The organism is Legionella cherrii, from assembly GCF_900635815.1.
Classification (GTDB): Bacteria; Pseudomonadota; Gammaproteobacteria; order Legionellales; family Legionellaceae; genus Legionella; species Legionella cherrii.
Map to the genome: position 1 here is coordinate 3028868 of NZ_LR134173.1, position 24542 is coordinate 3053409.

Below are 24542 nucleotides of genomic sequence, written 5' to 3' on the forward strand. Positions count from 1 at the left end.
TAAAGAATAAATTATAAAAAAATTAGACTTTTTTGAAATTTGTCTACTATAGTTATTTTTAAACAACAATAATAACTTAGGGGATATCATGTTACTTCGATGGACCGGTGTAACGCTTTTGTTTTGCATACTTAATTCTCCATGTTTTGCGGAAGAAAAAGAAATTGCAATTACAATTGATGATTTACCCTTTGTTGGATCAGGCACAAGCACACCAGCAAGTCTGAAAAGAACCCAAAGTCGATTTATGGCAATCGTCAAAGCACTTGTTGATAATCAAGTTCCAGCCACAGGTTTTGCAATTGGCGGAGCAGTAGCCAAAAATGAATGGGATTTGCTGGAAACATTTCGCAATCAAGGATTTGCTTTAGGAAATCACACTTATACTCATAAAAGCTTAAATAATATGAGTGCTGATAAATACATAGCCGATATTGATCGTGCTGATACCGTCTTAGCACCTGTACTCACAGAACCTAAGTATTTTCGTTATCCTTATTTGGCTGAGGGTACTGGTCAAAAAAAACAAAAAGTGAACGACTATTTGGTCGCACATCAATATACCATTGCTCCAGTAACGATAGACAGTAAAGACTATGAGTTTAATGCACGCTTTTACAGAATACCTTATAGAAAAAGAGCCGAAAATCTTCCAGCATTCAAAAAACGTTATTTGGCATACATCTGGCAACAAACTTTAAGAGCAGAGAAAAATGCTAAAGGAAAAAATGTCAAACAAATTTTATTAATCCATGCCAATCTTCTCAACAGCTTATGTTTAGAAGACATCATTGCACTCTATAAAAAGCATGGATACAAATTCATTAGTTTAGCTGATGCCTTAAAGGACAATACCGCTCAATCTTTGAATAACAATAAAGAAGCATTAAATAGCGTTATCCCACCATTTAAAGAAGCAGGGAAAAAGACTGCTGGTCATCAAAGCTAGGATTCCCTTCATCCGCCCTGCCAGTGTCATCGAGGGATCTCCAGGCCATAGCACCGCTTTAAGATAGGAAAATCACTCGCTATGGCTCAGGATGACGGACAAGGACAAAATCCCCTCTCCCGTTTCACGGGAGAGGGATGAGGGCAAAATTACCCAGAAATTAATTTATTCTTCTCTAAGCGAGATACTGCATTTTTAGGTAAAAGAATCCAATAATGACCATGATTCTTCATATGGCCAGCAATCAGCGTCGCTTTTTCACCGCCGCCCCAAAAGACATCCCCACGGACTTTGCCACGTATCGCTCCGCCTGTATCTTGAGCAATCATTAAGCGTTGCAATGGCTTATTTTCATCAGGATTGGTACTGTCTGGACGCGTAGTCGTTAACCAAAGAGGAGCGCCCATGGGTATCCATTGCTTATCAATAGCAAGAGAATAACCTGGAGTTAAAGCAACACCTTGTGAGCCCAAAGCGACACCCTCAGTCATTTTACGGAAGAAAACAAACGACTTATTTTTATTAATCACTTTATCCATCTGTTTGGGATGAGCTTCCAAATAACGTTTTATTGCTTGCATGGATGCATTGTCTTTAGTCATAACTCCTTTTTTGATCAAAACTCCAGCAATAGCAGTGTAAGGAGCTCCATTCTGTGCGTCATAACCCACATAAAGATTCTGACCATTCTCAAGCTCAATGACTCCCGAACCTTGAATTTCCAAAAACAAACGATCGATGGGGCTATTAATCCATACTAAAACACGTGCTTTGCCTTTAAGTGCCCCACGATTAATTTGTGCACGAGTATAATAAGGAACCAGTTTTTTACCTTCTAAACGACCTACAATACTGCGATTTTTTAAGTCATTAAAGAAAAGTCCTAAATCAGACGTCACCAAATCATCTGGCGTTTCATAAAGAGGAACGTGATATTTTTTGGATTTAGTATAACTGCCTTTAATTGCAGGCACATAATAACCAGTAAATAAACCAGGTTTTTCGCCCGTATCGGTAAACTCCACTGGAGTAAACCACGTTTCAAAAAACTGTCTTACTTCTTTTTCAGCAGTAGGAGAAATTTTTAAAGCAGCGTTACAGGCTGGCTGCCAATCCTTTACCTGCAAGTTAATATGCTCCGTACCCACAATCTGCTCAGGATTTTGCTTAATAAAAGCCCGGCACGAAGTCTGAAAAGTCTGTAACGATTTTTTTAAATCTGCAGATTTCCAACCGGGTAATCGATCAAAATTAGCCTGTCTAAACAGAGTGGATGGTTTTTTCATCGACCAAAACCACCACGCTGAAAAACTCAAGGCAATTAAGGCTAAAAAAGTTGTAATAGAGAGAATTTTCGTTTTCATAGGCGGACAATTTTTACACGTTATGGAATATTTTGCAACGATTAATGACAAGATTTATACATCTGGCTCTTATAAAAAACACTTGGTAAGCAAAAAATATTTTTTATAACCGAATGATTCTAATCAATTTTCCTGAAACCCACAAACAAAAAAAGTGAATAAATTCTCAACTTAAAAAATATTAGGATCTGTGCACCATGAAACTACAGTCCCCAATTGTCCCGGGTATTGATCGGGATATCCGATTCCTAGTACTGTACCTCAACCAGGGTTCTCCCTGTTGTAGCACCCTATCAGCTCCGAAGATGACTTAAGTTCCTAATGAATTCTTAAAACCAATTGGTTTAACGCATTGATATAAGCTAAAAATCCTCTTAAATCACTATCAGAAACTTTGGAAAATGTCTTTTTCTTATCAATTTCAGAGAGTAAATCGTTTAACTGTGCACTTAATTTCAATCCAGATGCAGTATCATGTTGGGTAAAAGCAGTCCATACCTCTTTTTCATAAAAAAATAAGTCGCATCCTAATAATTGCGCTGCTTCCTCAACTTTTTCTCGATTAACCGCTCCTAAAATATGACTCATAGTTGCCTGTATCATCACCAAAGAATCAAAACGCTTCCTCAACTCCACCAACATACCTTGCTTTTTTGCGCTTAAGGGTTCATCAGCAAGTGATTCAATCAATCCTCGGGAGGTCCAAAACAAATTGGCTAAATCATGCAGTTTTTTTTGATTCCCTGGAGCTAAGAGTATTTGCTTTAAATTTTGCCCCATATAAAGGTACAGTTTGTTAAGATAACGATTCAACATAGTCCATACGTCAGAACGCCATAAAAGATTCGCCACAATAAAACTGGCTACAATTCCAATGACAATCCCGCCTAGACGTTGCAATGGGGGTCCTAAATAAACAGGAGGCCCTCCTTCCTGAGCAAGAGAAATGATTAAAGCAATATTTGCCTGTAACCCAATATAAGAATATTTAGGCAACTTGAACATAAAATAGGAAAAACCCCAAACTGAAAGAAAAAATATTAAAATAAAATCATAAAGATTCATCTTGATGAGAAATAAGGAAAATAAAGCAATGCCCCCGCCCAAAATACAGCCGAGTAAACGATGAATACTGACATTTTTCATTTCAAAAAGATTTTTACGAATCGAGATCACCAGACTACTGATAATTCCATTTAAACCACCAGGCCAATTAGTTACCATCCAAAAACCTAAAGCAAGAATAACTGAAAATCCAGCCTTAATGCTGCGCTTAATGACATCCCTATCCGTACGGATTCGCTCTTGGGTTTTTAAGACTTGAAATTTTGCAGTCATGCCTAGAGGAATGTGGCTTAATAACGAGTGCATCAAAAGAAGACTTTGATTCACCTGATGCAGGAAATGGATAAACGCATAGATAAAATTACTCTTAAAAGCAGGCTCTTGTGCTCCCAGGTCTGTGTTCGTTTTGGGATTCAAATAAAAAAGACTTCCCTCGTCACTTTTTTGAATCTGTTTCACATGCATTTCTAATTCCGCAATTGCCGCCTCTGTTTTTAGCTCCAGAAGCATCTCTTGATTCGAAAAAGCCAGTTGCAACTGCGCCAGATCGGATTGAATTGCATTCAGAACAGGCTCTATCGATAATGATTGCACAATTGTTAAATCACTATGCTGGGGTGAAATTAAAATCAAATATTGTAACTGCCGTGACACATCATAAAAAAGATCCAATAAAGCACGAACCTGGTCAGTTTTTGCTTTAGTAACCCCTAATTCGTGGTTCATTGCGCCAATGAGCTCTACTGCTTTACGTAGTTTCTTTTTTAACTTTAAATTGTTTTGCGCCAACAAATCAAAATCCGGATTACCCTCACGCAACATATTGAGTAATTGAATGATACCCGTCGAAAAATCGGTAAAAATATCATGAAGTTGTATGGTGATGTTGTCTTTTAAATGATTTGGAAAAATAAAATAAGCACTGATTGCCGATACTAACACACCAATTCCAATCTCAACCGGCCTCCAAATCGCGACGAAAAAAGCGTTTTGTGGATTTATAGTGACTTGTGAAATAATAAGGAAAGCACAAAGTGCACCTAATAAATAAGCATAACCATTGATACTAAAACTGTAATAATAGCTACCGATACACACGATTGAAAAGCAGGAAAGAAAATAGAGTAAAAAACTGTTGGCAACAAGTCCTGCAACATAAAAGCCCAAAAATGCCCCGGCAATAGTGCCAATAATACGCAACATGGCTTTATCAATGATGTTACCGGTATACAAATTGGAAACCACAACAACGCTCATTCCTGACCAAAAAGGTGTTTCCAAATGAAATTTGAATGAAAGCAACACAGCAGCTAACGCAGCAAGTGCTGTTCTTATGGCGGCTCTGTTTTCAACCGTTTGAGGCCAGAAAAACACATATCACCTGTAGGTAATAGTAGTCGCATTGGCTCCAATGCGCATAGGGTATTCATCAGTTAAATCATCAATATAAATTCGCACCGGAAAACGTTGTGCAATGCGAATCCAGTCTTCAGTTGCTTCTAAATAAACTAGGGTTGAAGGAGCAACATTGCCACTTTGTACCCGATTGATTCCCCAACCAATACTGTCTACATGGCCATGGAATACTTTTCCCGGATACATATCAACCATAATTTTTGCCTTGTCACCAGGTTGTATCAAGCGAATTGCTGTTTCCCTGTAGCGGGTAACTATCCACCAGTGTTTGGTTTCTATAAAAGCAAATAATCCTTCTCCAACTTTGATATATTGACCTACACGCAGATTAAAATTAGTAATGTAGCCATCATCCGGTGCTACAAGGGTAGTATGATCCAGAAGATAATTTGCCTGTGCCAATTCTGCCTGTGCTGCTAAAATTTCATTATCATCTAAATTGGTTTGGGCAATTCTAAGTTGTTCTTCTGCTTCCTTAATTGCTGCGGCTTGTTCTTTCATTTTATCGGCCAAATTAATTAAAGTGATCTTGGCCATATCTCCTTTCGCTTGCAATTTTGAATAGCGTTCATAGTGATCCTGACTTAAATTCAACTGAATTTGAGCTGCTTTTAATCGTTGTTCTGCCTTAATCACATTCGCTTTTTCATTTTCATAATTCAATTTGGCAATGTTTAATTTAGCCTTAGCTTGTTGTACGGCATAAGTATAGGGAAGAGGATCAATTTCAATAAGCTTGTCGCCCTTTTTAACTTTTTGGTTCTCTTTAACGTAAATATGGGTAACTGGTCCAGAAACTATGGAGGCCATATTGATTATATTTGCGGAAACATAGGCATCATTCGAACGTGTGTCATAATAAGCAAAATAACGATAGGCAACATATCCCGCGAACAACAGCGCAAGAACAGCAATTTGCGGCCAATACTTAAATTCAAGAATCTTTTGTAAACGCACCTAAAAACCTCTCTATTTATCCTAACCACTACAATACAACCAGGTTTTAGATAGCTCAAGAAAATATTAGTATCTTTAAAAATGTTGCCTGGGGTGCAACAGCGAAACCATCGAAATATATGACAAAGAACCCGGGTTTCCCCTCGCTGAACCCAGGCTAGATTTTATACTTTATAGAGCAGGCAAATACCGCCAACTGCTCACCCCTAGGGAAATTGAATGTTCCTTTGCCAGACAAGGCACTACTCTGCCTCTACGTATAAATCGTATTTGTAATAAAGATCCCAGAGTCCCATTTTCAACAGGTACAATAGTAATTCGTTGATGATGTGTCGCAGATTTTCGCCCTCGATAATGCGCTCTTAAACAGGGAAACTCACCTAAATCCTCAATGTAATATTTGTATTGAATCTTACCACTTATCAAAGAGCAACCTTTGTTATGAAGAAGATGATGCATCACCTGATTCGCAGAATCTGTGTTTATCACACAATCCGAATTAAACTCTGTATGTTGATGAAGCAATTGCAACGCCACATCTTCTAATTGATAAAAATTCTGATGCACTACTTCTTGTTGGTTAATTGCCTTGTAATAAAGCAAAGTATGCTGCATTGAAGTCAATGTAAGTAAGCCAATCACCCCGATAATAAGCATAGTCACTAATAAAACAAATCCATTATTGTTATTCATGAACTACGCACCGCCACTCTAAGTTCTAGTGTTTTGTTTTCATCCAATCCCACGATCATTTCAAGAAACTGTTTCTCTTTGATACGTTGATTTCGGGTATGCAGAAAATGAATCAACGGGGTTACTTCCTCACTCTGTACCAATTGATAATGCAAAGCATCCACACCCTGTGCATTTTTCTTAATGAACCATTTCTCCTCAAGATACTCACCTATATATACCGAACCATCGTAGGAAAAAAATAATGGTTTGTTCAAGGTAATGAGTGAGTTCTCAGCCTGTTGTTCTATCTCAAGTAGTTCTTGTACCTCTGCATGCTCACAATCAGCAATCAGTACAGGTCGCTTTTTATGAAAACTTACTGGATTCTGCACTAATATTCGTGTTGCACCTTGAATTTTGACTATTTTTGTAAAATGCTCATTCATACGATTTACTTGTATGAATTGATTGGGTTGATTGCCAATTTGGAGTGCTTGTATCTTATTTTGATGATTTCTGCGATCAATAACTTGCAGGCGATCGATGCCCAAACAAGGAGTAAAACCTGCACGCCGAATACTATCACTCAGTAAATCACTCACCCATTGCAGATCAAAGCGCGTTGTCAAAATTTTCTCAATTTCAACATATTGGCGTTTACTCCCCAAATAAAGTTGAAATAAAGTAGTGATAATCACACTGGTCAGAAAAAGGCTTATCAAAACCTCAGTTAAGCTGAGGCCCGCTTGTTTTTTCATTTTATACTGCCTGTGGAACTGCGTTTACGGGTTAGAACCCCTGATTGTTCAAACCAGGCAAGTTGAACCAGTACGTGTTGATTTTTAAGTTGTATTTCCAAATGATAAGGTGTAGGAGCGGATGGTAATTTCGGAACCTGAGCCACAAGAGATTCTTCGATTTGATCAAGAAACTGGGAGGCTTGCATGCGTAAGACCAACTGATTTAATAGTTGTTTGCTCTGCCCTCGCTGCTGCAACAAAGTTAAAGCCAATGTGGTTACAAGCAATAAAGAGACCAATACTTCAGTAAGGGAAAATCCCTTTTGCCAATTCATATTCCATTTTCCTGTGGTTGGTTTGCCGCCGAAAGGTTAGCGCTCTGAAAATAAAAATGCAAGAGCTGTATTAGCCCCAAAAAAGTAACGCAATTGTACAAAGTGAAATATATAAGCCCTATTGGATTGTTATTTAGCTTTCATGAGCTTAAAATGGCGGCGGAATCGAGGAGCACCATTCCCAAACATTAAGAATTTAGAGGATGAAAAACAATGTATGCTTATTTCGCTAAAGGCATGACCGTAGGTCATGTATTGACCCGCCTGGTATTAAGAGAAATTACGAGTATTCCCGGCATCATTCTTGACCTTATCTTAGCCATGTTTTGGGTCCCTGATTATACCTCATACTGGAATGAAAATAGTGCATACATCGATTATGCTGACGGCACACGCCATCATGGAGTAATGCGTGGAGTATTTGGCTGGATTGGGGAAGCTTTAGGATTTGCAATTGGCGCCCCAATTGGTGCACTTATTGGTACTGCTTTATTTTTTCCTGATTTATTATTTCGGGGACTTATTTTCCTCAACAAAAAGATATCCAACTCACTGGATTACTTCGCAGCTTTTATCGGTAAAACAACTTTTTTCGAATCACTTAATGTCTATGAAGTTCCCCAAAGTTATTTTCAAAAAGCCTGGAATTTAGGAACTGCTACTGTGGGGATAGCACTGACCGCCATCCCCTTTATCATTGCAAAAGCTCTTGAATTTTTCTTGCCTTTTTTATCCTTGTCCAGGCCTATCGCAGTATTAGGCTGTGCATTGGGTGGTCTTTCTGGCTGGGCTCTTGGACTGACTCTCTCTCTGCCTACTTATTTTCTAAGCAAATGCATCGATTTACTCGAACTGGCTCGTACTGCGGTACTCAATGGTGTTGCACTCGTTTATGCGAAGTCAGGACAAGTTCCTGTATCACTTGAAAATCCCGACCATGAGTGTTGTATCCCCCCTACTGCAGTACACTCAGATGAATTTTGCGATCAAGTGAAACATTACAGCCACACATCATGGACGCAGCTCCTTTTGGGCCCGTTAAAAGGGGAAGCTTCGTCAGAAAGCTCTAAAAACCAACTTCTTGATCCCATTACGCTCGAGCCTTTAGGCGTTAATGGGATTCCTACCGTAATGGATCGCGATGGCCATACTTTTAACGATGATAATAAATCTGGAACACAAGGCATTCGATTTTGGGTAAAACAACACCATTCATGCCCTGTTGATCGTAAACCTTTAAAAGAAACCGATTTGGCTCGCAATTTCGCCTTTGATGAGTTACTTGCCCAAATGAAAACCTCTCATCAATAAACACAATACCGGGGCTTCTTTAATCCCCGGTAAAACGATTGAACCTTAAAGAACCCTAAAAAAATTTCTTTGTTTGAATGAGCTCGTGACAGAATGCTAAACCTTGGATAATATGAAAAAATTTATAATTAGGGAAAATTTATGGCAGTTAACTTTCAACAATTACCACATCTCGGCATACAATCTTTAATCCCCTATAAACCAGGTAAAGCAATAGAAGAATTAGCACGTGAAAAAGGGATTAGCGACAGTCACATTATTAAAATGGCCAGTAACGAAAATCCACTGGGTTGCAGTCCTTTAGCCCAAGCTGCATTACAAAAAATGTCAGCCCACCTCTTGGCAACTTACCCCTCACCAATGAATCATCCGTTAATGACCAAATTGGCGAATAAACTGAATATCAATACCAACCAGCTTTTTGTGAGTAATGGTTCGGATTACATATACACTCTGCTCCTCAACTGCTTTGTACTGCATCATGACAAACACATTCTCACCCATGAATATGCGTTTAGCACTTATGCAATTCAGGCACAAACATTGAACATTCCTTTTCACTCCATTGCGGTAAATACTGATTGGACGGTTAACATAGATAACTTGATCCAAGCATGCAATTCAAAAACAGGAATCATTTTTCTTGCAAATCCCAATAATCCTACCGGCATGTTAATCAATCCCAAAGAGGTAAAACGCTTGTTAGAAAATATTCCCGAAAGCACCCTGTTGGTGCTTGATGAAGCTTATTATGAATACGCAGCATCCCAATACAATTGCAACAGTATCGAATGGTTAGCGCAACACCCTAATCTGGTGATTACGCGAACCTTTTCAAAAATATACGGGTTAGCCGGCGTTCGTTTAGGTTATGCCATAGCCCATCCTTCAGTGATTGAGCTCATGCTTCGCATACAACTGCCATTTACAGTCAATCAGGTCGCATTGACCACTGCCCATGCAGCCCTGGATGATGAGCAGTTTCTCCAGTTAAGCTTACAAATCAATGAAGAAGGAATGCTGCAAATAAAACAGGGACTGAATGAATTGGATCTCAATTACCTACCCTCTGCATGCAATTTTTTGACCTTTGACTGTAAAGAAGACGGCATCTTGCTCTATAACTATCTATTGGATCGGGGTATTATATTGAGACCTCTGCATCCCTATAAAATGAACAATTACCTGCGTGTAACTGTTGGAACTAAAGAGCAGAATAATCGATTTCTTGATGCGTTGAGTAATTACTACAAGTAAGGAAATAAAATGACCAGTGATTTAAGCAGCAAACATTGTGAATCATGTGAAGGCATTGGAGCTGCATTAAATGCAGAACAAATTAAAAATTTGATGCCACAATTGAATAAAAATTGGGAAGTGAGTGCGGATAATCGCATCATTAAACGTAGTTTATCTTTTAAAGATTTTTACGAAACAATGGCTTTTGTCAACGCGTTGGCCTGGATAGCGAATACCGAAAATCATCACCCTGATTTAGAAGTTGGTTATAATTATTGCCACGTTCGTTTTATGACCCATGCCCTCAACGGTCTGAGTCATAATGATTTCATTTGCGCCGCCAAAATGGATAGGCTTTTAGAGAATTAAAAGCCAGGGGTCTACTTACAATGTGCTAGATTGAGTCAAAATGGCCCAAATAGCAGAATTGTAATTAGACCTTAATACCGCATCACAACATGCTCATCACCTAAAAGATTAGTCAAAAGGCCAAGTAACTCATCGCTGGGAATTACCTGCCATTGTGGCGCCAAACTTAACTGTGCCCGAGCATACTCATTGCTATATGAAAATTGAACCGTACAACGTCCGACATGCGCTTTTAACAAGGCCTGAATGGAGGCTAAAATCCCCTGATGTTCAGGATACAAACGCAATTCAAGACATCGAGCAAATTTGGTGCGTGCAGTTGGAATATCATAAAGATTATTTGCGGTCATTTTCACACCACCATTATAATCATCATGTGCTACCTCACCTTCAATAACCAACATATCTCCAGTTGCCAAGGTAGATCCAACCGATTCAAAAAGTTCGCCAAATACAACAACATCAAGTCGAGCCGTGGAATCATCCATCCCAAGAATTACAAGTTTCTTGCCACGTTTCGTTATAATTTTGCGAATTCCAACGATTTGCGCACAAATAAGGGCTTTTTTATGCATGGATGGATTTAATTGACTGATCGAAACGATAAAATCACCAAATTCGCGTCGATATTGGTCGGCGGGATGTCCGGTTAAATAAAACCCCAAAACTTCTCGTTCACCCTCAAGACGTTGTGCCTCAGACCAAGGTTTACAGGGAACATATTTTTGCTCATTGCTCTCGTCCTCCAATAAGGAAAACAAATCAAATTGGCCACTGGACTGATTTTGGTGTTCTTTTTCTGCGACCTTCAATGCTTTTTCCAAAGAAGCGGTCAACATAGCCCGCTCTACACCCCAATCATCAAAGGCTCCACTTTTAATCAGGGCTTCTAATACACGCCGGTTCACCTTACGCAGATCAAGGCGTTGACAAAAACCAAATAAATCGGAATAAGCCCCACCCGCTTCGCGCTCTTCGGTGATGCAATCTATTGCAGACTCCCCCACTCCTTTTATAGCCCCCAAACCATAAATGATGGTGGTATCATCAGTGACCGTAAAAGGATACATGGAGTGATTGATGGAGGGGGGTAAAATAGTTAATTTCATATGAGCACATTCATCAATAAATGTGACTACTTTATCGGTGTTGTCCATATCTGAGGACATTACCGCAGCCATAAATGCGGCTGGATAATGTGCTTTAAGCCATGCTGTTTGATATGCGACCAGTGCATAAGCTGCAGAATGCGACTTATTAAATCCATAGCCTGCAAATTTTTCCATCAAATCAAAAATATGCGTTGCAACCTTTTCATCAACGCCTCTAGCAGTCGCTCCCTCAGTAAAAATCTCCCGCTGTTTCGCCATTTCTTCAGGCTTTTTCTTTCCCATAGCACGACGCAATAAATCTGCAGCGCCTAGAGTATAATTTGCTAATACCTGTGCAATTTGCATTACTTGCTCTTGATACAGGATAACGCCGTATGTTGGTTTTAAAATAGGTTCTAAATCGGGATGAGGATAATCAACAGCCGCACGCCCATGCTTACGATCGATAAAATCATCCACCATTCCAGATTGTAGAGGACCTGGTCTAAATAAGGCTACTAACGCGATGATGTCCTCAAAACAATCTGGCTGCAGACGATTAATCAATTCTTTCATACCACGCGATTCGAGCTGGAAAAACTGCTGTTGTTTTACACGCTTTTAATAAATCAAAAGTTGCCGCATCATCAGTAGGTATTTGACTGATATCCACTGGAGGCAATCCTTCAAGTGCCTGTTTTTTATTTACAGTCGCCAATGCCCAATCGATAATCGTCAGAGTTCTTAAGCCCAAGAAGTCAAACTTGACTAAACCAGCTGCCTCAACATCATCTTTATCAAATTGACTAACAATTTGAGTGGATCCCTCTTCACAATAAATCGCAGTAAAATCGGTCAGTTGGGAAGGTGCAATAACAACTCCTCCAGCATGTTTTCCTGCATTTCGCGTTATCCCCTCAAGCTTTAATGCCAAATCAATAAGCTCTTTAACTTCCTCTTCTTCTGTGTAACGACGTTTAAGTTCTTCTTCTTGCTCCAAAGCTTTGTTTAAAGTGATGCCTATCTCAAAAGGAATTAATTTTGCTAATTTATCAACAAATCCATAAGGATGGCCTAAAACACGCCCTACATCACGTACGACTGCTTTTGCAGCCATAGTACCAAAGGTAATAATTTGTGAAACACTTTGTCTGCCGTACTTCTCTGCTACATAATCAATGACCCGATCACGGCCTTCCATGCAAAAATCGATATCAAAGTCAGGCATAGATACCCCGCTCTGGATTTAAAAAACGCTCAAACAGTAATTCGTATTCCAAGGGATCCAAATCAGTAATTTTTAATGCATAAGCAACCAATGAGCCAGCACCCGAACCTCGCCCTGGTCCGACAGGAACTCCATTCTTTTTTGCCCATTGTATGAAGTCGGCTACAATGAGGAAGTAGCCAGCAAATCCCATATTATTGATAACTGTCAGCTCAACCTGCAAACGTTTGTCGTATTCCTCTCGGGCTGCCTGCAGTTCTTGTGAAGATTTGTTTTTAAATATTTGGAGTAGGCGCTCTTCTAAACCTACTTGTGATAAATGGATAAATAGTTTTCAACGGTAGATCCATCCGGTATTGGGAAATTAGGGAGATAATTGTTACCTAGATCCAATTTTACGGTGCATCGTTTACTGATTTCGACCGTATTTTCTATTGCAGAAGGTAAATCAGAAAATAAGGCAATCATTTCATCCGCTGATCGTAAGTACTGCTGTGCACTATACTTTTGTACTCTTCTCGGATCAGCTAATGTATATCCCTCATGAATACAAACACGCGCTTCATGAGCCTCAAAATCATCTTGATCCAGAAAACACACATCATTCGTTGCTACCAAAGGCAATTGCAGTTCATCAGCTAAAGCAATTAATTGCTCATTGTAGCGTATTTCGTCAGGTCGGCCTGTGCGTTGAACTTCCAAATAAAAACGATTGGGAAAAACATTCTGCCAATATAAAGCTCGACTTTTGGCTAAAGCAATATCATTCGCCAATAAGGCTTGACCTATATCCCCCAATCTTCCTCCGGATAAAGCAATAAGTCCTGCTGAGTACTCCTTGATCCACTGATTTTGAACCCTGGGCTGCCCTTGATATTGACCTTCTTGATAGGCTTTGGAAATAAGGCAAGTTAAATTTTTATACCCTTCTGAATTAAGACATAAAAGAACCAGAGACGATACGCGTTCTGGTTGATCAGGATCATGACAAGGTAAATCACTGCCAATAATCGGTTTGATTCCTGCATCAACAGCACTTTTGTAGTGCTTGACTGCAGCAAATAAATTACAATAATCAGTAACTGCAACAGCGCACATTCCTCGAGACGGTAAAGCCTTCATTAATGGCTTAACCCGTACCAATCCATCAACTAAAGAAAATTCTGTATGAACGCGTAAATGAACAAAACGTTGTTGCATAAGGGACTAAACTCATTAAGCTTAATTGATGAACTTTAACCTAAATCAGGATTTTTGCAAACCCAATATGAGCACTTCAACCCACAACTGTCCCCTCTTCTCCGTTTACGGAAAATGCTCCATCTGTATCAAATCTCGGATTGGTGAGGATCAAACGCATCCCTGACTGCATCAGCAAATAAGTTGATTGCCAATACCAACAAAAACATAAAAACAAAAGCAGCCAACATAGGCCACCAAATGACTGGATTACGTGCCAACTCAAGCCGTGCGCTGTTGATCATATTTCCCCAACTTATGGTCATGGGTGAAACACCTACTCCCACATAAGAAAGCAATGCCTCCGCCATAACCAGAAAACTAAAATCCAATACAAGGGTAATCACCACGATATGCATCACATTAGGTAATAAGTGCTTTCGAATAATAGTGAACCAATTTGAACCCAACGCTCGTGCTGCCTGAACATAATCTACCTCCCGTAATTTGAGAGTCTCCGCACGTAATAGTCGACATAAACTAGTCCAACTGGTTACTCCAAGAATAAAACAAAGTGCTAATAAACGTGCATCCGCACTTTGAGCTAGAGTGGTAAACTGCTCAGGATGATTGGTGATATAAACTTGCAAGGATAAAACTGAAGCAGTAATCAATAAAACTCCAGGAATAGAACTTAGAGTAGTGTAAGCATACTGAATCAAATCATCTGCCAACCCACCGAAATATCCTGCAACAACCCCTAAAAATAAAGCCAAAGGCAACATAAATAAAGTAGTTAACAGACCAATAACTAAACCAGTACGTATGCTTTTAATAGTAAAATAAAAAATATCTTGTCCAATTTGACCTGTACCCAATACATGGAATGTTCTTGAAAGTTCATAAGCAAGCACAATAAAAAATGTAAGCAGGCTCAAAGTCACTAAGGTACTTAGGTTTGTAGGACTTAAAGCAAAACATGGTTTTAATCGTTTGAAGTACCGGATAGATATGGAAAAAATTCCTATCAACAAAGCGGTGAATAGACACCATGTTAAAGCATTCCAAATCGAACTCTTAATGACCTCGCTCTTTTCCGCTTCGGTTTTAATTCGTTTACTCGGATAAACAAGCACTGGGTATATTTGTTTGACTACGCCATTCACTAAGGTCGTTTCACTGATAAACTGTCTTAAAGCCAAAGGAGCTGAATAAGTTTTTTCAGAGATTTCATCTATAGGGGACAAGATTCTATCCAACACCGTAGTTGATGTTTCTGCCTCTTTCTTTACTGCCGTCAAATGAATGGAGTCCAGTACGCCAATGGTAATAAAAAACAACAGGATGATGCCCGCGCTTACAGCAATTGGACGACGTAAAATTAAGGTAAAAGATCGCCTGATATGTTGTTTACGTAGGCTCCATAAAATAACCAGCACACTTAAGGTTAATAAAGTGAGAAAACATTTATCCGTCCATAGAAATTCAAAAGTCATTTTTTCTTCTCATCTAATCTTATCACTCCCACAAAAATAGCCCGGGTGCAGCGCTATTGACTAAATGGCAATACCGCTTCACTTAACCAGGTTACTTTTAGGATAATTTCACCCTGGGATCGACCAACATATAAGATAAATCCGTGAGTACTAAACCGACAATGTAAAGAATGGAACCCAAAAATACCATTGCCCTCACAATTGCAAAATCTTGTTGCTGAATGGCATCAATTGTATAACTTCCTAAGCCTGGCACACCAAAAAAAGACTCCAAGATTAAACTGCCCATAAATAGAGAGGGAATAATAACCACAATACCAGTTAATATAGGGAGCATTGCATTTTTTAATACGTGTTTAAACATGACCTTTTGTTCCGACAATCCCTTGGCTCTGGCAGTTTTAACATAATCTTTATGCATTTCTTCCAAAAATAAAGTCCGATACCAACGTGCACCAGCTCCCAATCCGCTAAGCACAGCCACTGTAATGGGCAAAATAACGAATTTCACCGCTTCAAAACCGCCGTCATAACCTGATATGGGAACTAGACGTAATATTTTACCGAAAATATATTGTCCCCCAATAATATAAAACAAACTGGAAATTGACATTAAAATAATACAAATCACCACCCCGGATAAATCTAGATAACTTGCACGAAAAAATGCCATTGCCATAGCAACAATGATGTTGCTCATTACTTCCAAAAGTAAAACAGGTAATGCAATAGAAAGACTCGGCCACATCCTGTAAGTAATATCCTCGCTAATATCTCGCCCTGAATCAGAAACACCAAAATTAAAAGTAAAAAGTTTCATCGACTTTTGGAAAAATAAAGTTGATTTTATTTTCTGTATTCCATTTTTTTCCTCATTATAAAATAAGGGTAAATTATAGCCATGCGCCATTTTCCAATCATCAATCACTTGTTGTTCAACGTGTTTTTGCCCTAGATGCATACGCGCAATATCATCGGGTGTGTTCACCATAAAAAACAAAATAAAGGTAAGAACATTGATCCCAAAAAGAATAGGAATTGAATAAATAATTCGTCTTAGTAAGTACTTCATCATGATATATAAGCCCTTTCTGCCGGTTTTTTTTCTTTCTTATGATAAGCAATGATTAAAGGAAAAATCAGCATGAGAATAAGCAAAAACAATAACCCTAAGGGCCAAAAAATCGGTTGATTCCAGGCCTGCCTCAATTGATTTCGTTCAGGTACATTGATCGCTGTATATTTGAGTGTTGCAAAAGACATTGTGTTTGGTTTAACCCGTGAAACCCAAGACTGTGATAAAAGGAATTCTTCTGGATGTATTCCCCATATCCAGGGAGCGTCATGCCGAACAATATTAACCATGGTATCGATAATCTGCTGCCTTTGGGGATCATTTTCTCTATTTTTCATTAAATTAAAGAGACGATCAAATTCGGGATTTTGATAATTGGCAGTATTTTCACCACCAAATTTTACTTTGCCATTGCCTCCATATAATTGAAATAAAAAATTTTCTGGATCCGGGTAATCTGCTACCCACCCCCAACTGAATATTTGCGTATCTCCCGTACGCATTTTTTCTTGAAACCGGTTATATAAAGTTGCCCTTACATTTAAATCAATTCCTATTTGAGCATATTGTTTGCGCATCCAATCAAATAAGGCTTTGTCTTCAGGACCTCCGGTTGTCGTCACATCATAATGCAAAATCAAATGTTTCCCTGTGGCTGGATCAACTCCATCAGGATATCCTGCTTCAGACATAAGCTTTTTGGCATCACTGATTGGCCGTCGCACTGCTTCACCATCGACCCATTGATAAACATAAGGATTAATTCCCTCCTTCCCTTCTCTATAACCAAAAATGCCAGGTGGGATTGGCCCTTGGGCGGCCACACCGCGTCCATTATAAAAAATAGCTATATTCTCATCATAATTTACCGCGATTGAAATGGCCTGTCTCAACTTGCGGGCACGTTCACTCGAGCCTCCGACAACGCTATCAAGCATATTAAAACCCATATAGTAGGTGCTCGGTTGAAAGGTTTGCGTCAGGTATATTTGTTTTTTTTGCATTTCTGGTGTGAGTTCTGCTTTACCGTATTGATTAATATGAATGGCTTGATCAAAACTGTCGTTACCAATCGCAGAGCTATCATAATAGCCTTGCAAAAATTTGTTCCAACGAGGAATGGACTCTTTTTCCAAGGTATAAATTGCTTTTTCAATTAACGGCAACCGTTTTCCTGCATTATCCATATACCCTAATTTCCTATCTTCATCTGAACCGGTACTTGGATAATAATCCTCGCGAAAATTGGGATTTTTTTGCAGTACCATTCTGCGATTCGGATTATTTTTAACCAACATAAACGGCCCCGTTCCAACGGGATACCAACCCAAGGTAATATTTTTATCCGTCATTCCGGGTTGAGCATAAAAAAGATCAACTTCCCATGGAACAGGCGCAAAAAAACTCATAGCCAACCAAAATAAAAATTGGGTATATTCCCCTTTCAAAGTAATCTCAAAGGAATAATCATCTAGTTTTTTAAGCCCTTTCAAAGAATATTCCCGTAAATCGGTATATTGATTACCACCAGGGAGCGTTTTGCCGTATTCTTTAAAACCTACAATATAGTCGCTCATTAACCCATAAATTGATGAACTGACAGCTGGATTTGCCAAACGTTTTATTTGATATATGTAATCGTCAACAATCAATTCCCGGGTACCCGAATATTTAAAATCTGATAATTGATTAATACCTTCATCCTCTAAATAATCAGGTGATAAATGATGATAAAGGTATGCACCTTTCTTATCTTTGGCGAATGCCGGATGGGGCTGATAATAAATTCCTTTTTTAATGGTGAGGGTATAAACAGTATAGGCCGGGGGTTCCTGGCCCTTTTCAGGCATTGTATTTCCTTGAACATCAAGATATCGCAGCTGAGGCATTTGCGCAGCAATCAATGGAGTTAATTGATAGGGCCGTTGAAAATAATCATATCCCAACAAAGGCTCATAAATTTGCGCAATAAACAAATACTCGTTTAATGAATAAGACAGTGCAGGATCGAGAGTTTTGGGTTGTTCCGAAAATGATGAATAATAGATATTTTGATTGGCCTGACTTTGAGGATATGGATTATTCAATACCCAAGGCCAAGCATGAGCAAAGCTAATACTCTTGAAAAAAAGAATAATCAGAACGATTCGTTGTGTTCGATTCAAAAAAATATCCTTATTCAAAACCACCCTCTAGAGAAGCAAAACCATTCCCTCGTCCTAAAGGGCACCTTCTCCCCTATGGGGAGATGGGAAAATTATCATAAACTCAGCGTCTAAATATCCCCTCTCTTACCTGTGGGAAAGAGGCAGGAGTGAGGGTTGTTGTCACTCACTTCCTGTCTTAACGAACCCAAAGGAAATATCTAGCTGCTCATCAGTTCAAGAAACTGTGCTTCATCCAAAACACGAACCCCCAAATCATTTGCTTTATCCAATTTAGATCCTGCTTCATTTCCAGCAACCACATAATCTGTTTTTGCGGAGACACTGCCACTGACTTTAGCACCTACAGCCAACAATTTTGCTTTCGCTTCTTCACGTCCCATGGTATTTAAAGTTCCAGTTAAAACGACAGTTTTTGCAAATAAAGGATGCTCCTTATTCACTTTCTTTTTTTCAACTTTTGGCCAATGTATTCCTAAAGCTAATAAACGCTCAATGACCTTGCGATTATGCTCTTGTGCAAAAAAATGATCGACATTAAAAGCACCTACAGGTCCGATATCTTGCAAACTCATCAGTTCTTCTTCGGTTGCTTTGGAAATCGCCTCAATATCACCGAAATGCTCTGCCAATGTTCGAGCGCTGGATTCACCAATCTCTGGAATTCCAAGAGCATAAAGAAAACGGCTAAATGTGGTATTTTTGCTTTGTTCCAAAGCATGCAATAAATTTTTTGCTGATTTTTGTCCCATACGGGGAAGATTTGCCAACGTAGAAAGATCCAGCGTATAAAGATCAGGTAAATGACGAACAACTCCTTCATCAACCAACTGTTCGATAAGCACAGATCCCAAACCCTCAATATACATCGCCTTGCGTGAAGCAAAATGCCACATCATTCTTTTTAGTTGTGCTTTGCAAAATAAACCACCCACACAACGAGCTACCGCCTCCCCTTCCTCACGCACTACATCAGAACCACAAACAGGACATTTTTTAGGTAAATGAATCTCCTTGGTGTTCGCAGGCCGTTGGTCCAGGACAACCGAAACCACCTCCGGAATCACATCACCCGCACGTCGAATAATCACTTTATCGCCGATACGGATGTCTTTTCTGGCAATTTCATCCATATTGTGCAACGTTGCATTACTTACAGTAACGCCTGCCACATTAACCGGTGCCAAGCGTGCCACCGGAGTTAAAGCCCCTGTTCTTCCTACCTGAAAATCAACTGCTAAAAGTTCCGTGATCTCTTCAGTAGCAGGGAATTTATGCGCGCAGGCGAAACGTGGTGCTCTTGAAATAAAACCAAGTTGTTGTTGTAAAGGAATACTGTCAACCTTGTAAACAACACCATCTATCTCGAAAGGGAGTTGATCGCGTTTGGCTAACATATCATGGTAATAATCCAAACAGCCTTTCATGCCCTCTTCTCGCTTAATATCAGAAGACACCCTAAAACCAAATTTTTTAAGAAGTTGCAATTGCTCCCAATGCGAGTCTGGCAAAGAATACCCTTCGCAAACTCCTACACCATAGCAATAAATCGCCAAAGGCCTACTTGCAGTCACTGCAGGGTTCAGTTGTCGTAAACTCCCTGCTGCAGCATTGCGTGGATTAGCAAACGTTTTTTCGCCCATATCCCTTGCTTTTTTGTTGTACTCTTCAAACCCCTCTTTTGGCATATATACTTCGCCACGAATTTCGATAAAACGTGGTGGTTTGCTTACTCTTAAAACTAGGGGAATTGCGGGTATTGTTTTAATATTGGCAGTAATGTTTTCACCGGTGGTTCCGTCACCACGAGTTGCTGCAGAAACCAATATCCCATTCTCATAGGTCAGATTAACCGCAAGTCCATCCAGCTTAGGTTCGCAAGTAAATACCAATTCTTGCACCGGCTCATCCAGTTTGTCCGTAACTCGTTTAATAAATGCTTTTAATTCGTCTTCAGTAAAGACGTTCGATAAGGATAACATCGGTTGTCTATGGGTTACTGGCATAAATGCATCTGCAGGAGTACCACTAACGCGTTGGGTTGGTGAATCTGCCGTTAATAATTCAGGATACTTCGTTTCTAAATCCTGTAATGCGCGAAAACAGCGGTCGTATTCAGCATCAGGAACTATAGGCTCATCCAAAACATAATAATGATAATCATACTGCCTTATTTTTTCTTTTAGCCCAGCAATGGTTCCTTTTATTTCATCAATACTCATTCATTTCATCCGTATATTCTCAAACCAAAGGACTCATTGCATTTTAAAGATGCCTGGTAGCCCAGATGCAGCAGCGCCCCAGCCCTGCCGAGCATCACGAAGGATGCTCCCATCGTAGCATGGTGCTACGTTATAAAGAGCCCTCGCGATGCTCGATAACGAGATTTTTCGTGGCGACGCCCTCACCTAGGCTACGATAACATACTCATCCCCTTTTGAGGGGAGCAATTATCCTAAAACATTAGTTTATCATTAAAAAATATGCTATAGATACATGTCGATTCAACATGAACCGGGGCGTGATAAAAATGGATTTTAAACGTATCTTGATAACTGTGTTTTTGTTTTTATTCTCTTCATGGATTTATGCTCTCCCTCAGTCTAATAGAACCATCAATTTGGGCGTTGCATTTGTGCATGGCACAAATGATCACCGTGAAGATGCAGATGGAGAGTATTGGAAAACTGATTTCATTGAAAGTATCGCTCAAGCACTTCCTAATCCGAAAAACTACTATGTTGTCCACTGTGATTACAGTAAATACATGTGGGATGAAGATGCTGCAGGATGTACTGCAAATCAATTATTAGATTTTATAGATCATAAAAAAATCGATGCTTTAATTCTCTACACTCATTCCAATGGTGGAAATGTAATGCGTTGGATCCTATCGAATCCAACTTATGACAGTCGGTACCTGCGATTAAAAAACAAAATCAAAAAAATTGTCGCTCTAGCGCCTTCAAGTGGAGGAACTCCGCTTGCTGACATACTCCTCAATGGAGGTATTTTTGAGGCCAGTTTGAGCTGGTTATTAGGTTATACGGGAGATGCAGTCAAACAACAACGTGTTGGTGACATGAGCATCTATAATGAAGAGCTTTTGTTGGGCACTAAAAATCGACCTTCCCTGCCCGTATCGTTTAATGCTGTTGTAGGGACTGACGTATCTGCCTCACCTTTTTCTTCAGCCAGTTATTGTAACGGTTATTTACTCAACAGCGGTTTAAAGATTTCCAAAGTCTATTTGGATTCCTGTGCGGATGGTTTTTTAAATTGCAGTTCACAATCCGCTGCGGGTACTGTTTGGTTTTACGATAAGGAAGTAACAGAAGATGAGACTCCACTGAGTCACAATCAAAGCCGTCATTCATGTTTTGGGTTAGATAAGATACTAATTTCTGCTTTAGATTTAAAAGGAGTCGCGAAATGAGAACTACACTTACCTTATTGTCTTTATTTTGTTGCTCACAAATCAGCGCATTTACCCTACCACAAAATCCTATCAAATCTTATGATTGTGATATTTGCAGTAGTTTATCTCATGAACCCCTGCAGGCTCGTTGGAAGGTTTCCGGAAATTCTTTAAGTAAAGCTGAAAAGAATATTCAAAAAAGTTACAGTTACACGCAACAAATAACTGCCACTCAATTGCAACATGGCATCACCCTGCCCATTAATGCGCCAGAATCAGTGCTGCGTATTGTCCCTTTACAAAAAAACAAATCCGTTCCTGCATTAGAAATAAAAAGTACCAACAGTCAATTCATGAACTTAAAAGATGCTTCTTCTTTGTACAGTCAGGATGATGCCGACGAATCACTTAAAATAGGTTCACATCAGACCATGCTGCAACTCAAACCCGAATTAGGCACGGGTAATTTCATAATCAAAAGTAAGCACCTTGATCCTGCAAGTGATGCAGATAAGTATCTAATTCATGTTTTTGAAAAATACTCCTTAATTCATTTGCTTATCGAGCCTTCCGCTTTGCAATATCAATATGGAGATCAATTCAATGCACTCATTACCCTAAAAGATAATAGTACGTCCTATCCAGTGGATGATATCAACGCCTCATTGGTAGGTCCTGATAACCAGAACATTCCTCTCGAAATTAAAGAGGTAAAGCGTAATCAATTTAAGGCCAATGCCCTTTTGTCCTCTGATGAGAACTCACATGGAGGAAATTGGTACATAGAAGTTGAGGTATCCGGCGAACTGGATGACAATACCCCGACTTATCGCAGTGGACGTGCCGCTTTTTCCTATTCAGTCCCGTCTGCCGGCCTCGTGAACATCAAAAAAGTATCTTCGAAACCACTAACCTTGGCAGCCACTGTAGAGGTAGCTACTGCAAGTCGCTATGCGTTACAAGGTATTTTATATAAGAAAAACACTAAAGGTGAGGATATTCCCGTCGAAACCGCCCAAAGTGCACAATGGCTTGCTCCAGGAAAGCAAACAATTCAATTTAGTTTTGACAATTTGGCTCATTTAGCAGAGGATCAGCTCTCAGTAGGTTACTTGCGTCTTATTGATTACGGGCAATTAAAAACGGTTTATCAATATGATCCGCCGATTAAACTCAGTCAACTTTTGGACTAATGAATGCAATTTTTATCTTCAATCACTTTAATTGAGGGCTCGGCGTGTGCTTTAGTCCTCCACTTTCTATTTTTAATTTGGTTTTTGATACAACAAAACCAGCAAAAAAAACGGAATGAGCAGTTACACGAAAAGACTCTTGAAGCATTTACTACACAATTGCATCAACTCCATCTGAATGTAAATGAGAAAATAGCTCAAGGACAATTAATAACGCAACAAATCATCCATGATACCGTCCCCAAACAAATGACTGAAGTACGCGAACAAATAAACCATAGCTTTAAACAACATGCCAGCGCCCTCACCTCTCATTTACAGTTGCTAACTGAAGAGATTCGCAATCATCTGCATGGGTTAACGCAACAAGTAAATCATAAATTAACTGAAGGTTTTGAAAAAACTTCCGCCACATTTATCGATGTGGTAAAACGCTTAACCATCATTGATGAGGCCCAAAAGAAAATCACTGAATTATCCAATCATGTAGTCAGCCTGCAAGATGTTTTGGTTGATAAAAAAGCACGTGGCGCATTTGGTGAGGTACAGCTCGAAACCTTAATTAGTAACATGATTCCCCCCAATCATTTTGCAATGCAATATACTCTGGATAATCAAAAACGTGCCGATTGCATATTATTCTTGCCTGAGCCTACGGGCAATGTAGTGATTGATGCCAAGTTTCCGCTAGAAACCTACCAGCGGCTTATCAATGTGGATGCAGGTTCAAGTGAAAAAAAATCACTGCAACAACAATTTCGTCAAGACATCCAAAAACATATTAAAGACATTGCTGAAAAATACATCGTTCCTGGCGAAACAACTGATGGCGCCATGATGTTTATTCCTGCGGAATCCATCTTTGCAGAAATTCATGCCAATTATCCAGATTTGATTTCTCTGTCCCAAAGATTAAAAGTATGGCTTGTTTCCCCTAGTACATTAATGGCAGTTCTAACTACTGCTAAGGCAGTACTTAAAGACGATGCAACACGCAAACAAGTTCATATCATTCAAAAACACTTACAAGCTCTGGCCGATGATTTCCAACGTTTTGAAAAAAGAATGGATAACCTTTCCAGACACATTGACCAGGCCCATAAAGATGTCAGTGAGGTGAATACTTCCGCTAAAAAAATTACTTCACGCTTCCAAAAAATTGAATCGGTAGATATAGAGTTAGATGAGTTAGGACTTATTGAAACCGATGAGAGCTAATGTTGGATGATACATCCTCGACAATTTGTAGCCTGGATGAAGCACAGCGGGACCTACCT

17 protein-coding genes and 1 pseudogene are annotated in these 24542 nt (G+C 39.4%); 7 read left to right on the plus strand and 11 right to left on the minus strand.

The genetic code is table 11. The features are described 5' to 3' along the window. The first annotated feature begins 88 nt into the window (after nt 1-88). Entirely contained in the window at nt 89-949 is an 861-nt protein-coding gene (locus tag EL022_RS12880) for a polysaccharide deacetylase family protein (RefSeq protein WP_028380188.1), read from the plus strand. Between the two features lie 149 nt (nt 950-1098). Here the strand turns inward: EL022_RS12880 and mltA are convergent, their stop codons facing one another. The 6 genes from mltA to EL022_RS12910 all read right to left on the minus strand — a co-directional run bounded on the left by mltA (nt 1099) and on the right by EL022_RS12910 (nt 7501). Next, on the minus strand, nt 1099-2313 hold the full coding sequence (mltA, locus tag EL022_RS12885) for a murein transglycosylase A (protein WP_028380187.1): 1215 nt from the start codon (nt 2311-2313) through the stop codon (nt 1099-1101). A 318-nt stretch (nt 2314-2631) separates the two neighbouring features. Beyond that, complete coding sequence (locus EL022_RS12890; RefSeq protein WP_028380186.1) at nt 2632-4752, minus strand: FUSC family protein; 2121 nt, start codon at nt 4750-4752, stop codon at nt 2632-2634. A 3-nt stretch (nt 4753-4755) separates the two neighbouring features. Beyond that, complete coding sequence (locus EL022_RS12895; protein ID WP_028380185.1) at nt 4756-5751, minus strand: efflux RND transporter periplasmic adaptor subunit; 996 nt, start codon at nt 5749-5751, stop codon at nt 4756-4758. A gap of 171 nt (nt 5752-5922) precedes the next feature. Then, a complete protein-coding gene (locus tag EL022_RS12900; RefSeq protein WP_028380184.1) occupies nt 5923-6444 on the minus strand; it encodes a hypothetical protein in 522 nt (173 codons plus the stop codon). Further along, nucleotides 6441-7184 (minus strand): PilW family protein, encoded by a 744-nt coding sequence (locus tag EL022_RS12905; RefSeq protein ID WP_028380183.1) that lies wholly within the window; start codon nt 7182-7184, stop codon nt 6441-6443. Before EL022_RS12905 ends, EL022_RS12900 begins: the two co-directional genes overlap by 4 nt. Then, nucleotides 7181-7501: a prepilin-type N-terminal cleavage/methylation domain-containing protein gene (locus EL022_RS12910; RefSeq protein ID WP_028380182.1), complete on the minus strand. Its 321-nt coding sequence runs from the start codon at nt 7499-7501 to the stop codon at nt 7181-7183. The genes EL022_RS12905 and EL022_RS12910 overlap by 4 nt, the downstream gene beginning before the upstream one ends. A 213-nt stretch (nt 7502-7714) precedes the next feature. On the opposite strand from EL022_RS12910, the gene EL022_RS12915 reads away from it, so the two are divergent. From EL022_RS12915 to EL022_RS12925, 3 genes are all read left to right on the plus strand, one after another. Then, nucleotides 7715-8812, plus strand: a complete 1098-nt coding sequence (locus EL022_RS12915) for an RING finger protein (protein WP_028380181.1) — start codon at nt 7715-7717, stop codon at nt 8810-8812. Nucleotides 8813-8953: 141 nt separating this feature from the next. Beyond that, on the plus strand, nt 8954-10069 hold the full coding sequence (hisC, locus tag EL022_RS12920) for a histidinol-phosphate transaminase (RefSeq protein WP_028380180.1): 1116 nt from the start codon (nt 8954-8956) through the stop codon (nt 10067-10069). A gap of 9 nt (nt 10070-10078) precedes the next feature. Continuing rightward, nucleotides 10079-10420, plus strand: coding sequence for a 4a-hydroxytetrahydrobiopterin dehydratase (locus tag EL022_RS12925; protein WP_028380179.1), 342 nt, complete (start codon nt 10079-10081; stop codon nt 10418-10420). A gap of 71 nt (nt 10421-10491) precedes the next feature. Here the strand turns inward: EL022_RS12925 and dnaE are convergent. From dnaE to ligA, 5 genes and pseudogenes are all read right to left on the minus strand, one after another. Next, a pseudogene (dnaE, locus tag EL022_RS12930) lies at nt 10492-13939 on the minus strand (DNA polymerase III subunit alpha). Between the two features lie 128 nt (nt 13940-14067). Next, complete coding sequence (locus tag EL022_RS12935) at nt 14068-15414, minus strand: ABC transporter permease (RefSeq protein WP_028380177.1); 1347 nt, start codon at nt 15412-15414, stop codon at nt 14068-14070. 97 nt (nt 15415-15511) lie between these two features. Beyond that, the gene (locus tag EL022_RS12940) at nt 15512-16489 is read right to left on the minus strand and encodes an ABC transporter permease (RefSeq protein WP_028380176.1); all 978 of its coding nucleotides are present in this window, start codon (nt 16487-16489) and stop codon (nt 15512-15514) included. Next, nucleotides 16486-18636: an ABC transporter substrate-binding protein gene (locus tag EL022_RS12945; RefSeq protein ID WP_028380175.1), complete on the minus strand. Its 2151-nt coding sequence runs from the start codon at nt 18634-18636 to the stop codon at nt 16486-16488. Before EL022_RS12945 ends, EL022_RS12940 begins: the two co-directional genes overlap by 4 nt. Before the next feature lie 218 nt (nt 18637-18854). Beyond that, complete coding sequence (gene ligA / locus EL022_RS12950; protein ID WP_028380174.1) at nt 18855-20876, minus strand: NAD-dependent DNA ligase LigA; 2022 nt, start codon at nt 20874-20876, stop codon at nt 18855-18857. A gap of 308 nt (nt 20877-21184) precedes the next feature. On the opposite strand from ligA, the gene EL022_RS12955 reads away from it, so the two are divergent. Genes EL022_RS12955 through EL022_RS12965 form a run of 3 tightly spaced genes read left to right on the plus strand, consistent with a single transcriptional unit; the run spans nt 21185 to nt 24483 of the window. Next, a complete protein-coding gene (locus tag EL022_RS12955) occupies nt 21185-22090 on the plus strand; it encodes a hypothetical protein (RefSeq protein WP_028380173.1) in 906 nt (301 codons plus the stop codon). After that, complete coding sequence (locus tag EL022_RS12960; RefSeq protein ID WP_028380172.1) at nt 22087-23265, plus strand: DUF4785 domain-containing protein; 1179 nt, start codon at nt 22087-22089, stop codon at nt 23263-23265. The genes EL022_RS12955 and EL022_RS12960 overlap by 4 nt, the downstream gene beginning before the upstream one ends. 3 nt (nt 23266-23268) lie before the next feature. Continuing rightward, nucleotides 23269-24483, plus strand: coding sequence for a DNA recombination protein RmuC (locus tag EL022_RS12965; protein WP_028380171.1), 1215 nt, complete (start codon nt 23269-23271; stop codon nt 24481-24483). The last annotated feature ends 59 nt before the right edge of the window (nt 24484-24542 follow it).

What these genes read in the sequence shown, in the direction of transcription:
- EL022_RS12880 (WP_028380188.1), top strand. Translation starts at nt 89, where the DNA reads ATGTTACTTCGATGGACCGGTGTAACGCTTTTGTTTTGCATACTTAAT.
- mltA (WP_028380187.1), bottom strand. Translation starts at nt 2,313, where the DNA reads ATGAAAACGAAAATTCTCTCTATTACAACTTTTTTAGCCTTAATTGCC.
- EL022_RS12900 (WP_028380184.1), bottom strand. Translation starts at nt 6,444, where the DNA reads ATGAATAACAATAATGGATTTGTTTTATTAGTGACTATGCTTATTATC.
- EL022_RS12905 (WP_028380183.1), bottom strand. Translation starts at nt 7,184, where the DNA reads ATGAAAAAACAAGCGGGCCTCAGCTTAACTGAGGTTTTGATAAGCCTT.
- EL022_RS12910 (WP_028380182.1), bottom strand. Translation starts at nt 7,501, where the DNA reads ATGAATTGGCAAAAGGGATTTTCCCTTACTGAAGTATTGGTCTCTTTA.
- EL022_RS12915 (WP_028380181.1), top strand. Translation starts at nt 7,715, where the DNA reads ATGTATGCTTATTTCGCTAAAGGCATGACCGTAGGTCATGTATTGACC.
- hisC (WP_028380180.1), top strand. Translation starts at nt 8,954, where the DNA reads ATGGCAGTTAACTTTCAACAATTACCACATCTCGGCATACAATCTTTA.
- EL022_RS12925 (WP_028380179.1), top strand. Translation starts at nt 10,079, where the DNA reads ATGACCAGTGATTTAAGCAGCAAACATTGTGAATCATGTGAAGGCATT.
- EL022_RS12935 (WP_028380177.1), bottom strand. Translation starts at nt 15,414, where the DNA reads ATGACTTTTGAATTTCTATGGACGGATAAATGTTTTCTCACTTTATTA.
- EL022_RS12940 (WP_028380176.1), bottom strand. Translation starts at nt 16,489, where the DNA reads ATGATGAAGTACTTACTAAGACGAATTATTTATTCAATTCCTATTCTT.
- ligA (WP_028380174.1), bottom strand. Translation starts at nt 20,876, where the DNA reads ATGAGTATTGATGAAATAAAAGGAACCATTGCTGGGCTAAAAGAAAAA.
- EL022_RS12955 (WP_028380173.1), top strand. Translation starts at nt 21,185, where the DNA reads ATGGATTTTAAACGTATCTTGATAACTGTGTTTTTGTTTTTATTCTCT.
- EL022_RS12960 (WP_028380172.1), top strand. Translation starts at nt 22,087, where the DNA reads ATGAGAACTACACTTACCTTATTGTCTTTATTTTGTTGCTCACAAATC.
- EL022_RS12965 (WP_028380171.1), top strand. Translation starts at nt 23,269, where the DNA reads ATGCAATTTTTATCTTCAATCACTTTAATTGAGGGCTCGGCGTGTGCT.